Consider the following 12,889-nt stretch of genomic DNA (forward strand, 5'->3'; position numbering starts at 1 on the left):
TCACTTTTCTGTTGTTCTTTTAATTTCTTGACCAGTTTGTTTCAGCTCAGGCCAAAGCAAGTCAAGATTTAAGTGCTCTTCGATGGCGTCCGCAATTCTATTAACACCCAACTCTTTCAGTTGTTCGTGGTCAATCGCTGCTACTTCGTTGGCATCGGCCCACTCACAAATCAGTGACAACGCATCACTGTTATCCAATACACCGTGCAAGTAAGTGCCAAATATTGAGTTATCTGAGTTTATCGCGCCATCAAAGCTGCCAGATTCTAACTGAACAGGTAATGCCATTTCATTGACATCAGTCCTACCTACGTGAATCTCATACCCTTTAACTGGTGCCGACTTTCCATTTAAGTTTAACGTGCCAAACACGTTCGTTAACGTTTTCTGCTGCGTTAACGTGGTTTCAACATCAAGGTACCCTAACCCTTCACTGCTGCCCGGTTGGCCTTCCACACCATCAGGGTCGTGGATAAGATTACCAAGCATCTGATAACCACCACATATCCCCATCACTTTGCCACCTAAACGCAGGTGACGTTGAATATCTTTATACCAGCCTTGTTGCTTCAAGTAGTCTAAATCGGCTCTTACAGACTTAGTGCCAGGCAAAATAATCAAATCAGCGTTGCTTAAGCGCTCGCCTTTACCCACATAGCGAAGATCAATAGAAGGATTTAACCTTAACGCGTCAAAGTCAGTGTGGTTGCTGATCCGTGTAAGGACAGGTACCACGACCTTAAGCTTGGCCTCTCCATCGGACTCTTGGGCTGAGGTAATGGCATCTTCAGCTTCTAAATTGAAACCATGCAAATATGGCAACACACCAATCACAGGCTTGCCTGTTTTCTCTTCAAGCCAATCAAGGCCGGACTGAAGCAGAGCGATATCGCCTCTAAAACGGTTGATCACAAATCCTTTCACACGAGCTTGTTCAGATTCAGATAACAGAGCTAATGTGCCATACAGGTGTGCAAATACGCCTCCGCGGTCGATATCAGCCACAATGATCACTGGGATGTCTGCCTTTTCAGCAAACCCCATGTTCGCGATGTCATTCTCACGAAGGTTAATTTCTGCAGGGCTTCCGGCACCTTCAATCATCACGCTATCGTATTCTTCTAAAAGTCGATCAAATGAATCAATAACTGTATTCATCGCCACTTTCTTGTAATCATGGTAGCCCGTAGCCTCCATATTACTTAATGCTCTGCCTTGCAGAATAACTTGAGCACCGGTGTCTGAGTTGGGTTTAAGCAATACAGGGTTCATGTGAACCGAAGGTTCGATATTACACGCTTGAGCCTGAACGGCTTGAGCGCGGCCAATTTCCCCACCGTCTTTAGTCACTGCACTATTCAAAGCCATATTCTGTGGCTTGAATGGTGCCACCTTAATTCCCTTCCTGGTCAAAACACGGCATAAACCTGCCACCAATACACTTTTTCCGGCATCTGATGTGGTTCCCTGAACCATAAGGGCGTTTAATGGTGCTCGCATTCGTACTTAAATCCTTAATTTCTCAGCCCGCAGACAATACTTCTCTTTCACCATCTTAACGTCATTGGCGACTAGATGCTCAATAAAATGAATGGAAAATGAATGTGTTACTCACTCTAGATTCAAACCGAGTGTTGTTTAATAGCCTCATCGAAAAAAAACGCTTCAACTAACAAAAAACATAAGGGATTCACCATGAAAAAAACTGTATTAGCTATTGCAACGACTATTATCCTTGCTCCAACTTTCGCAATGGCTGGTAACCACAAAGACAGCAAGCACGAGAGCTCTATTGCTTACACAGGACCTATTGAAACCGTTTCTGTCGCGACACTACTTGCAGACGCAAGCATGTTTTCTGAGCAAGACGCAATTGTAGACGGCAAGATTGTTCGTCAGCTTAAGAACGATACCTTCATCTTCTCTGATGGCCGGAGCGAGATTCAAATCGAACTGGATGACGATATCCGCCTAGCACAGCCACTAACAGCAGATACAAAAGTACGTATCTTCGGCGAGTATGAAGGCGGCAAAACACCTGAAATCGAGGTTGACCACATCCAAGTCCTATAAGCGATACAGATGAAACGATCGACTTCAAATAAATTGGCCTGCATATTGCATAATTTTTGTATTATACTGCCGCAAATACAATTTATATGGAGTCACCATGCTGGGTTGCACTAAAAAGACTGTCCTTTTAGGACTAGCTGCACTGTGTTCTTTCTCTGCGTCTGCAAACAACTTTAACTACAACACATTCGAGCTGCGCATGGGTACCAGCCCTAGTACCTTCGGTGGTGAAGTAACAACCATGTTTACTCAGAACTCACACTTTGCTGCACGTATCGATTCAGAATTTGAAAGTGATTGGGATGCAGCTGTGGGTATGGGTTTTAATGGACCTATTAGCCAATTCGCCGATGTGACCGGGCAAATGCTTCTGCACAACATTGAACGCAATGACGACAACCATATCAAAACCGAAATTAACCTAGGTTTAAGAGCTTGGTTAATAGCAAACGTTGAAGTCAACGCGCGCCTTGGTCAACTGATTGACAATGACGACACTCATTCAATCGTAGGTGTTGGCGCTCGTTTCCATTCAACAGATCAACTTTCTGTAGGTTTGGACATGCGTAATAACGGTACTTACGGCCATCAGCTGTTAATGTCAGCTCGATTCGGTTTCTAAACTTTTAAAAAGTGCCGAGCAGAGCATCTAAACCAATTTGAAAGCCGACTTCTAAAAGTCGGCTTTCTGAAGAGTTCCGTGGAATCGCTCAGCAATTGAACGCTCAAGTTCAGCTATTCAAATACTGAGAACATCTTTGAATTTTGTCCTTCTAAAAAAGCCCCGAACACAACCGTGCTCGGGGCTTTTTGTATCTAGTGATGGACCATTAATGTCAGTCTAGCACCTCAATCAATCACGCTTGAGACGATTACAGATTAACCATCAACATCTTTTTCTGATGATCCAAGTACTCTTCATAGGTACCTTGGAAACTCAATAGCTGCTGGTCTTTCACATCAATAATGTATGTCGCAAGTGAAGATACAAACTCGCGGTCGTGACTCACGAAGATAAGCGTACCCGGGTAAACCTTAAGCGCATCGTTGAGCGCTTGGATCGCTTCCATATCCATGTGGTTCGTTGGTTCGTCCATCACAAGAACGTTAATGTCTTGCATCATTAGCTTGCCAAATAACAGGCGGTTTTTCTCGCCACCAGAACAGTTACGTGCTTTCTTGTTTGCATCGTCTGCAGTGAACAATAGACGGCCTAGAATACCACGCACCATTAAGTCATCGTGCTTCGCTGTACGCCACTGTGAGATCCAATCGAAAATGCTCAGGTCGTTATCAAAGTCTGCACTGCTATCTTGCGGGCAGTAGCCAACAGATGCGTTTTCTGACCATTTTACGATGCCTTGGTTTTGCTCAAGTTCACCGACTAAACAACGTAGCAAGGTGGTTTTACCCACACCGTTCTCACCAATAACCGCAAGGCGCGTACCCGCTTCAAGTAATAAGTTACCACCAGCAAATAACGTTTCACCTCCGAAACCGTGGCCTAGCTCTTGAAATTCAAGCGCTTGGCGGTGCAGTTTCTTACCTTCGCCGAAGTTAATCGACGGGCTCATACGGCTCGAAGACTTTACTTCATCAAGAGTGATCTTTTCCATCTTCTTAGCACGAGAACTAGCTTGCTTCGCTTTCGATGCGTTGGCACCAAAACGGTTCACGAAGTCTTGCAGATCATTGATTTCGGCTGTCTTCTTCGCGTTGGAAGCCAAAAGTTGCTCACGACGCAAACCCGATGCTTCTAGGAAGTACTCATAGTTACCTGGATAGATACGCAGTTCACCGTAGTCGATGTCCGCCATGTGCGTACATACTGAGTTAAGGAAGTGCCTATCGTGCGAAATGATGATCATTGTACATTTGCGCTGGTTTAGCTCTTCAGCAAGCCAGTTGATAGTGTGAATGTCCAAGTTGTTCGTTGGCTCATCAAGTAACAGAATATCTGGATTCGCAAACAGCGCTTGAGCCAAAAGCACACGCAGTTTCCAACCCGGAGCAACTTGCTGCATCAAGCCAAAGTGAAGCTCTTCTTCGATACCCGCTTGGATCAGAATATCGCCAGCACGGCTTTCTGCTGTGTAGCCATCCATTTCTGCGAATTCGCTTTCAAGCTCTGCCACTTTCATTCCATCTTCTTCGCTCATTTCAGGCAAAGAGTAAATGCGGTCACGCTCTTGTTTCACTTCCCATAACTTTCTATCCCCCATGATCACTACGTCAATTACGCTGTACTGTTCAAAAGCAAACTGATCTTGGCTCAATACGCCCAGTTTTTCCCCAGGAGTAATGGAAACGTTGCCTGAGCTCGGCGCTAGCGCACCACTTAGGATTTTCATGAATGTCGATTTGCCGCAACCATTGGCGCCAATCAAACCATAACGATTGCCATTACCAAATTTAGCAGAGATGTTTTCAAACAAAGGCTCTGCGCCAAATTGCATTGTGATGTTCGCGGTAGATATCAAAGAAGTAATTCCTAAGCGTATACTGGATAGATAATTATTAAGTTTTTGGATAAACCTAAATAAGGACTACGAAAGTATTGGGTAAACGAAAATGAAGCGCGGATTATATAGAGATCAGGATCACATTGTCGAGGCTAAACAATGAACGGATGACGTACAGAGGCAAATTATCGGTATTTACCCGAATTACGGTCGAAAAACGAAAAATCCCCGCTAATTCAATTAGCAGGGATTCGATTATTACAGAGTTAACCTTTTAGAAGGTTATGAAACTATTTAGTCACTTTCTTCTGAACGTACTTCTGGCTTACATCGACAACCGCAATATCTCTAAAGAAACTCCTTCCCAAAAGAAGTGGGAAAGAAAGATGGGTTCGATCAGCAAGTGTAAATTCAGTTTTGTCTTTTAGGTCACCAATTTGGATAGAAACCACAACCACAGCACGGCGTTGTGTGCCTTCAGCGCTAGATTGTTTGATCTTCACCCAACGCTCTACAGGTAGGCTGATCTCTTCTGTTGTGATTCCATCATGCTCGATCTTGAATTTAACCCAATCTTTTCCATCCCGCTCAAAATCAACGATATCAACCGCACTGATTGAAGAAGTGGTAGCACCGGTATCAACACGCGCTTTAAACGCCTCTTTCAAGCCAGGAATAAATACCCATTCTTCTTCACCAAGTATCAGTTTACCGTCACTGGTTTTCGTTGGTTTTGCTGCCGGTTTTTCTTCAGCCTTCGGCTTCGCTTCTGGCTCAGTTGGTTTTACTTCTTCAGGCTTCTCGGTAGGTTCCGTTACTTTGTCGCCTTCAGTTGCGTCTGTCTTAGACGAATCGTCAACAACTGGTTGTTCGATCTGAGGCTTTTGCTCTGGTTCAACCGGTACCTGAGTCGTGGTTGTACAAGCAAACAATCCGCCACTTAACATTAGGGTTATAAACGCTTTCCAATTATACATTCAGTCACCTTCTATTATTTTGATACGTTGGCTATCGCTTTCGCTACGTAAGGAATATGTGATTCAGAAAGACCTGCAATATTGATGCGTCCATCACCAACACCGTAGATGCCATATTCTTCACGTAATTGATTCATTTGAGTTTCTTTAAAGCCTAGTACAGTAAACATACCTTTATGACTTTCAATGAAATCAAATTGTGACGTGTTATAAGTATTTCGCAATTCATCACATAAACTTTGGCGTAGATTCAACAAACGTTGCTGCATTTCACTCAACTCTTGCTTCCAAATCGTTGTTAGCTCTTGATTCTGAAGAATTATTTTTACCAACGCCGCACCGTGATCTGGCGGCATGGTGTAAGTTGAGCGAGCAAGTGTCAGTAGCTTACCTTTTGCGTTGCCAACGTGTTCGCTATTCTTACCAATCACAATCGCAGCGCCCGTTCTTTCACGGTACAAACCGAAGTTCTTAGAGCAAGAAGTAGTAATTAACATCTCTTCCACATTGTTCGCCATGTGTTGAAGACCTTTTGCATCTTCTTCGAGGCCGTCACCAAAGCCTTGGTAGGCAATATCAACGAACGGTAAGAAACCATTCTTCTGCGACAATTTCGTGACTTCCTGCCACGCTTCAAAGTCAATATCGGCACCCGTTGGGTTATGACAGCAACCATGCAGTAGTACCACGTCTGACGGACCCGCTTTCGATAGGTCATCTAACATTCTTGCAGTATCAACTTGCTTCGTTTCAGGACTGAAGTAATTGTAGTATCGAACCTTTAAACCTGCCGCTTCCATCACAGGTTTGTGGTTCACATAGCTTGGGTTTGAAATCCAAACAGTGGTGTCTGGTTGAGAAACTTTCATTAAGTCACCCAACATTCGAAGTGCACCACTTGCACCTGGTGTTTGAATCGCAGCTACGCGATCCATTGAAGAAGTCCCTTTAAGCAGCAGATCAACCATGCTTTGGTTAAACTCTTCACAGCCCGCTAGGCCAACGTAAGCTTTAGTTTTCTGTGTTTCAACAACGATATCTTGAGCCATCGAAACGGCTTTCATGATAGGAGTTTCGCCTTGGTCGTTTTTATAAACGCCAATGCCTAAATCGACTTTGTCAGTACGAGTATCGCCGCGGTAAGCAACAGAAAGAGATAGAATTGGATCTAAAGTTGGTTTTGGTAGATGTGAAAACATGAAAGTCACAACCCTTTGAAATTCAAGTAATGAACTTCACGTTAACATTATCATAGTCAAATCAGAAACATTTTTTAAGAGAAGCGCTTAGTTCACAGAAGTAATCAGAGATTGGTCATTTTACAGAGGGGATTCGTGCAAAAATCAAACAATAATGACTGTCTTGCTGGAGTAACCTAATGAAGTTCGCATTAACTAGCCAACGAATCCACTCTAAAAAATGGATCAACGACCTCATAGAAGAACCTGATCAACTAACCGCTTAAATACTGATTTGACCTACTAGAATAAACGAAAAGAACTCACACCCAAGGGCTGATTGGTTGCATTACGTTAACCATGATGCCCTTCTTCGTTTTCCAAGCCTACGAAGGACAACCTCAGACATCAGTGAATCGATGGATAATTTGGTTTGAACTACCACGCCAATCCAGCATTGGATCCGCTTTATCTTGCTCAAAACGACCATCAATTAGGGTATCAACGTATTCCAGCACTTGCTTCTGATTTTCATCCAATTCGCCAAGTTCATAGCCTGTCCACATCCAGATATCTTTGCCTTCACATTCTGCTTTTACGCGCTTAACCAACTTTAATACTTCAGAAACATTCGCAGGATGTAGAGGATCACCACCAGAAAGTGATAAACCACTGCGCTTGATTCGCGGATCATTAAGATCGGTAACAATGTGGTCTTGTAGCTCTTGAGTGAACAAATGCCCAGAGTCCAACCTTTGCGTCGACTGGTTATAACACCCACGGCACTGGTGTACACAACCCGACACAAACAAAGTACAGCGTGTGCCTGGACCATTTACAACGTCGATTGGATGATATTGATGATAATTCATAAGGCAGTATTGAAAACTCGTGATGGCTTAATGGGTTACTTAAAGAGTAACGAGTAGTGAAACCAATGAATTGGTATCGACATTGAGCCGATACCAATCTTGTATCGTGAAACGTAGATCTTCTAAGTAAGCTAGCTTACACTCTTAAAGCTCACTAAAGGTGCTTCACGCGACGTTTAACTTCTTCTTGCTTACCGAAGTTAAATGGTCGAGCATCTGGGCTACCAAGGTAACCGCAAACACGGCGTGTTACTGATACTTTAGTTGAGTCATGGTTGCCACACTTAGGACAGGTAAAGCCCTTACTCGTACAATCGAACTCTCCGTTGTAACCACACTCGTAACACTCATCAATCGGCGTGTTGGTACCGTAGTAAGGAACACGTGTGTAGCTGTAATCCCATACGTTTTCTAGCGCTTCGATGTTTTTCTGCATGTTAGGGAATTCACCGTAACAAATGAAACCACCGCTAGAAATTTCAGGATAAGGCATCTCGAAATCAATCTTATCGTATGGGTTCACTTTCTTTTGTACATCTAAGTGAAAGCTGTTTGTGTAGTAACCACGGTCTGTTACGCCATCAATCACACCAAACTCTTTGGTATCGATGCTGCAGAAACGGCTACATAGGTTTTCACTTGGTGTGCCGTAAAGGCTGAACGCGTAACCTGTCTCTTTCGTCCAAGATTCCACTTCACGCTTCATGTACTCCACTAGCTCAAGCGCTTTAGCACGCATTTCGCCATCATCGTACAAATGAACTTCAGTGCCGTAAAGTGCAGTCATCGCTTCATGGATACCAATGTAACCAAGAGAAACAGAAGCACGGCCGTTCTTGAAGATATCTGCAATCGAATCATCAGCTTTCAAGCGAACACCACATGCACCTTCCATATATAGGATTGGAGCAACACGTGCCTTCACATTTTCTAGACGAGAAATACGAGTTTCTAATGCGCGACGAGCAAGCTTCAGTTTTTCATCAAGCAACTCGTAGAACCTAGCCATATCTTGTTTTGCGTTGATCGCAATACGTGGCAAGTTCAAGCTCACAACACCTAAGTTGTTACGGCCTTCATGGATAAGCTCGCCGTTTTCTTCGTATGTATTCAAGAAGCTACGGCAGCCCATAGGTGTTTTGAATGACCCTGTCACTTCTACTACCTTGTCGTAGTTAAGAATGTCTGGGTACATACGTTTAGACGCACACTCGAGTGCCAGTTGCTTGATATCGTAGTTTGGATCTTGTTGCTGGTGGTTCAAACCATCTTTGATAGCAAAGACCAGTTTAGGGAACACGGCTGTTTTACGGTTCTTACCTAAACCTGCAATGCGATTCTTCAAGATAGATTGCTGGATCAGTTTCGAGCCCCAGCTTTCACCTAAGCCAAAACCAAACGTAACGAATGGCGTTTGACCATTAGCGGTGTGTAGTGTGTTTACTTCGTATTCTAGAGATTGGAATGCGTCGTAACACTCTTTCTCAGTGCGAGAGATAGCAAACGCTTCTGGGCAGTGAATGTCCCACTCTTTCGCTAACGATAAATGTTTCTCGTAACTTGCCATCACGTAAGGCTCTAAAACCTCGTCGATGCGGTTGATCGTTGTGCCGCCGTAAATATGGCTCGCCACTTGTGCGATGATCTGCGCAGTTACTGCCGTTGCGGTAGAGATAGACTTAGGCGTATCGATTTCCGCGTTACCCATCTTGAAGCCATGCGTTAACATGCCTTTCAAGTCGATAAGCATACAGTTAAACATTGGGAAGAACGGCGCGTAATCGAGATCGTGGTAGTGAATGTCACCATACTCGTGAGCATGTACGATGTCACGTGGCAAAATGTGAGTTTTTGCATAGTGTTTAGCCACGATACCCGCTAGCAGGTCACGCTGAGTTGGGATTACTTTGCCATCTTTGTTCGCGTTTTCGTTGATTAGATCAACATTGCTTTCTTCGATCAAACCTTCGATTTCACGAGTTAACGCACTTTGCTTTTCACGTGCAATATCGCGATCATGACGATATTCAATATATGCGCGTGCTAGAGACTTATATGGTCCCTGCATTAGCTCGTTCTCGACCATGGTTTGAATTTCAGAGATATGAACTTCATCGTAGTCTTCGAGCTTCAACTCAACTGCTAATGCCACATTCAATGCATAAATAGCAATTTCCTTATCGGTTTTGTCTGATGCTGCTTCCACTGCAGCCTGGATGCGATCTCTACTGAATGGAGCTCTTGAGCCATCACGCTTGATTACGATTGATTTCACCACTTCTCCTTACTCTTGAGGTATTCACCGACTTATCCACAAACACACTATATAGAGCGATTTACCGTTAAACTAACACTAGATATTGTGGCGTATTTAACGAGAACCACCAAACTTGAGTATTGATTTGGATCAATAAAAAGAGAACGCTGACTAAGATCAATTCAATATTATTACGCTAGTTCTCAACTCGAAAAGAAACAATGTAACAATAAAAAAACTGCTAAAAAGAGTTGAATTTTTGGTAAGTGTTGTAGGATAACGGCTCATCAATATTGGTCGACAAATTTAGGGATATTTGGGATGAAACGACTACAAAAGTGGTTAATGTTAGGCTGCCTAATCGGTAACCAAGCAATCGCTGAACCTCTAACCATATCCAGTTGGAATATCGAATGGTTATCAACCAACGAGGCTGTGAATAAGTTTTCTGATAAACGAGAGCAAGCCGACTTCGATAGAATCGGAACGTATTTTCAATCCTTAAACGCCGATGTGGTTGCGTTTCAAGAAGTCGATGACGTAAATGCCATGCAGCGTGTGGCTGGTGATCAATATCAGATCTTAATGTCTGACCGGTCTCTACCTAAGAACAGCAACCACCAATTTAAAGAAATGAACCAATATACTGGGTTTGCGGTTCGTAAAGGAGTAACCTTCACCGACTACGCCGACTTTCCGCTTGAAACTACGTCCAACAGTAAACTTAGGTTTGCCAGCTATATCGTTATAGAGACAGAGACTAAACCCATTCACATGCTATCTGTTCATTTAAAGGCAGGATGCAGCGGTGCTTATAAGTCCAACCGCGATTGCTCACGTTTAAAAGAGCAAGCTCAGCAATTGAACAAGTGGATAAAGCAAAGAGAGCGCAATAACGAAGACTACGCTATTCTTGGCGACTTTAACCATAACCTCGCTTACTCACGAGATTGGATGTGGGAAGAGTTAACACAATATACTGATGCGCAGTTAGCGACACGAAAGACACGCGCAGACTGCAAAGTACGCTCTAACCGCAACAACCATCGCACGCATCAGTTCCGCTCTATTATTGATCATATTGTGTTGAGTAAATCATTGAATGCAGATCCTGCGAAACAACAAGTATTCAAAACACAAGATGTTCTGGACTACAAACTCAGCGATCACTGTCCAGTTACAACGACAATCAAGTAATTATGCTCCCAACAAACAAAAAGCCCTTAGGCGTTAACCTAAGGGCTTTTGATTTCATTTGAGCTGTATCAGCTACTTAGTCTTGTTTTTTTCAGCTATCCACTGTGACATGTATTTGGTACTTGCCATGGTGTGGTGCTTGAGCATTGAACCGAAGAAATTATCCAATCGGTGCGAATCAAGCTCAGAAACTAACGCAGTTAATCGTTCGATCAATTGATTGCCTAACTTATCTTGCTCGTAATGAGCTTCAAGAATAGAGTGACACTGGCTTTGGGCTTCAAGCCACTTTTCTTTATCGCGATAAAGCTCAACTGCTGCAGTCACAAACTCATCGATATCATCAGCCATCGCACCCGGCCATTGCAGTTCACCTTGCGGTAGCATGCCTTCACTGCCAATCTGACTCGTCACATTCGGGGTTTGCAGCTTCATCGCGTCAAGCAATTTACCTTTAATGCCCGCACCAAAACGTAATGGCGCAACACATACACGTGCCTCTTCCATCACTTCTTGGGCATCTTTAGCCCAACCTTTGATGTGGAAACCGGTTTTTGGATTATGCAAAGCGGTTGCCTTTGGCGGCGGGTATGAACCGTATATATGAAGCTCAGTATCAGGCAACTGCTTACGAATCTTCGGCCAAATCTTCTGTAACTGAAGCACTGCATCCCAGTTAGGTGCATGCCTAAAGTTACCTATCGTCATGAAATGCTTACGTTCTTCATAGCTTTTCGTGCGTTCAGGCAAAGTATTAAGATCAACCATGAAAGGTAGATGATGTAGAAGCTTTGGATCGATATTGAACTCAAATTGGAGCAGCTCCATCTCATAGCTTGAAATGATTAACGAAAGATCACAGCGCAGAATCGCGGCTATTTCACGCTTGGCCAGCTCACTGTAAAGGTGCTCTTTCGTCAGATCTGTCTCTTTTTTAACAGCTTCATGTCGAGCATTACGTAGAAACTGTAAATCTTCAGTATCCAATAGCTTAAAGGCATTAGGACATACCCTCTCAACACGCCAACCAAATTGTTCCTCCATCATAAAACGGTCAAACATGACAACATCAGGTTGTAGCTGTTCGATGTACTGATTAAAGCTATCGCAATTCAGTTCAATAGATTGGCTCGTGATACCCTCTTCAGAGAGATCGATCATATGATCGGTCTCTTGAGCAGGCGTTGCGAATTCAACAGACCAGCCTTGTCGCTTAAACAGGCGTAAAAGTGACATCATATGGCTGCCAGCCGCCGATGAATTCGGTTCTGGCCAAACGTAGCCAATTGCTAAAACTTTCTTCAAAACACTTCCTAAGAAATAACAAAAGGGACTCTAGAAGCCCCTTATTGAACATTTACTGATAATTATAATAAGTTCTAAAAACTCAGCGATTCGCTCACCGACATTGCGAGCTATCATAAGCACTTCATCCACAGAGTATAGATTTGAAATCGTAGTTTCGACTTCTGCACCCAATGTAGATTGAGACAGCTTTTGTGCAAAGTTGTCCGCCCTGGTGGTCACTAATACATGTTTTAGTGTCGAGCCTTGCTCTGCAAGTTTCTGCTTCACTAGCGGCAAAGAATCTAGAATCAGCTTTTTACCAAACCCTTGCCCTTACGCACTCGGTAACACAGCAAGTTGCTCCAACTCTAAAACAGCTTCAGGTCAAAAACCCCTCTTTTGAACCCATATAATGTTACCAACAATCTCACCTTCACTTTCTGCAACAAAGATACGAAAACGTGGCGCAGCATTTGTGTTACATTGTAACCAATCCTTCGAGTTTTGTTTTCGAACAAAAGTAGCTTGGTGAACTAAAGCGGCCAACCAAGGTCAGCTTTATCCATTAGACGAACTTGCACCATAA

Annotated in this window: 10 protein-coding genes and 1 pseudogene; 3 read left to right on the plus strand and 8 right to left on the minus strand. The window is 43.5% G+C overall.

All coding sequences use genetic code 11. The annotated features are described in order from the left end of the window. Entirely contained in the window at positions 1–1,500 is a 1,500-nt protein-coding gene (locus A3712_RS01790) for a cobyric acid synthase (RefSeq protein WP_063522024.1), read from the minus strand. A 195-nt stretch (positions 1,501–1,695) separates the two neighbouring features. Here A3712_RS01790 and A3712_RS01795 point away from each other — a divergent pair, with 195 nt between their 5' ends. Continuing rightward, positions 1,696–2,073 carry a YgiW/YdeI family stress tolerance OB fold protein gene (locus A3712_RS01795; RefSeq protein ID WP_063522025.1) on the plus strand — a complete coding sequence of 126 codons (378 nt, stop codon included), beginning with the start codon at positions 1,696–1,698 and terminating at the stop codon, positions 2,071–2,073. Positions 2,074–2,170: 97 nt separating this feature from the next. Next, positions 2,171–2,695, plus strand: coding sequence for a hypothetical protein (locus A3712_RS01800; RefSeq protein WP_063522026.1), 525 nt, complete (start codon positions 2,171–2,173; stop codon positions 2,693–2,695). Between the two features lie 250 nt (positions 2,696–2,945). On the opposite strand, the gene A3712_RS01805 is transcribed toward A3712_RS01800, so the two are convergent. The 5 genes from A3712_RS01805 to nrdD form a co-directional block, all read right to left on the minus strand. After that, positions 2,946–4,553 carry an ABC-F family ATPase gene (locus A3712_RS01805; protein ID WP_082856154.1) on the minus strand — a complete coding sequence of 536 codons (1,608 nt, stop codon included), beginning with the start codon at positions 4,551–4,553 and terminating at the stop codon, positions 2,946–2,948. Between the two features lie 272 nt (positions 4,554–4,825). Further along, a complete protein-coding gene (locus A3712_RS01810; protein WP_063522028.1) occupies positions 4,826–5,512 on the minus strand; it encodes a putative ATP-dependent zinc protease in 687 nt (228 codons plus the stop codon). 14 nt (positions 5,513–5,526) lie between these two features. Beyond that, positions 5,527–6,711, minus strand: a complete 1,185-nt coding sequence (locus A3712_RS01815) for an amino acid aminotransferase (protein WP_063522029.1) — start codon at positions 6,709–6,711, stop codon at positions 5,527–5,529. 380 nt (positions 6,712–7,091) lie between these two features. Then, positions 7,092–7,562 (minus strand): anaerobic ribonucleoside-triphosphate reductase-activating protein, encoded by a 471-nt coding sequence (nrdG, locus tag A3712_RS01820; protein ID WP_063522030.1) that lies wholly within the window; start codon positions 7,560–7,562, stop codon positions 7,092–7,094. Between the two features lie 154 nt (positions 7,563–7,716). Then, positions 7,717–9,837, minus strand: coding sequence for an anaerobic ribonucleoside-triphosphate reductase (gene nrdD / locus A3712_RS01825; RefSeq protein WP_063522031.1), 2,121 nt, complete (start codon positions 9,835–9,837; stop codon positions 7,717–7,719). Positions 9,838–10,140: 303 nt separating this feature from the next. Here nrdD and A3712_RS01830 point away from each other — a divergent pair, with 303 nt between their 5' ends. Next, the gene (locus A3712_RS01830) at positions 10,141–11,016 is read left to right on the plus strand and encodes an endonuclease/exonuclease/phosphatase family protein (RefSeq protein WP_063522032.1); all 876 of its coding nucleotides are present in this window, start codon (positions 10,141–10,143) and stop codon (positions 11,014–11,016) included. Positions 11,017–11,088: 72 nt separating this feature from the next. Here A3712_RS01830 and A3712_RS01835 read toward each other — a convergent pair whose 3' ends face one another. Both A3712_RS01835 and A3712_RS01840 read right to left on the minus strand, forming a co-directional pair. Next, positions 11,089–12,321 carry a glycosyltransferase gene (locus A3712_RS01835; RefSeq protein ID WP_063522033.1) on the minus strand — a complete coding sequence of 411 codons (1,233 nt, stop codon included), beginning with the start codon at positions 12,319–12,321 and terminating at the stop codon, positions 11,089–11,091. A gap of 30 nt (positions 12,322–12,351) precedes the next feature. Beyond that, positions 12,352–12,869: pseudogene (locus A3712_RS01840) on the minus strand (GNAT family N-acetyltransferase). Positions 12,870–12,889: the final 20 nt, after the last annotated feature.

The sequence above is a fragment of the Vibrio sp. HI00D65 genome, assembly GCF_001635455.1.
GTDB lineage: Bacteria > Pseudomonadota > Gammaproteobacteria > Enterobacterales > Vibrionaceae > Vibrio.

Bases quoted from the DNA above. Each gene is read 5' to 3' on its own strand.
- A3712_RS01815 (WP_063522029.1), bottom strand. From the start codon at position 6,711: ATGTTTTCACATCTACCAAAACCAACTTTAGATCCAATTCTATCTCTT.
- A3712_RS01800 (WP_063522026.1), top strand. From the start codon at position 2,171: ATGCTGGGTTGCACTAAAAAGACTGTCCTTTTAGGACTAGCTGCACTG.
- A3712_RS01830 (WP_063522032.1), top strand. From the start codon at position 10,141: ATGAAACGACTACAAAAGTGGTTAATGTTAGGCTGCCTAATCGGTAAC.
- A3712_RS01795 (WP_063522025.1), top strand. From the start codon at position 1,696: ATGAAAAAAACTGTATTAGCTATTGCAACGACTATTATCCTTGCTCCA.
- A3712_RS01790 (WP_063522024.1), bottom strand. From the start codon at position 1,500: ATGCGAGCACCATTAAACGCCCTTATGGTTCAGGGAACCACATCAGAT.
- nrdG (WP_063522030.1), bottom strand. From the start codon at position 7,562: ATGAATTATCATCAATATCATCCAATCGACGTTGTAAATGGTCCAGGC.
- A3712_RS01810 (WP_063522028.1), bottom strand. From the start codon at position 5,512: ATGTATAATTGGAAAGCGTTTATAACCCTAATGTTAAGTGGCGGATTG.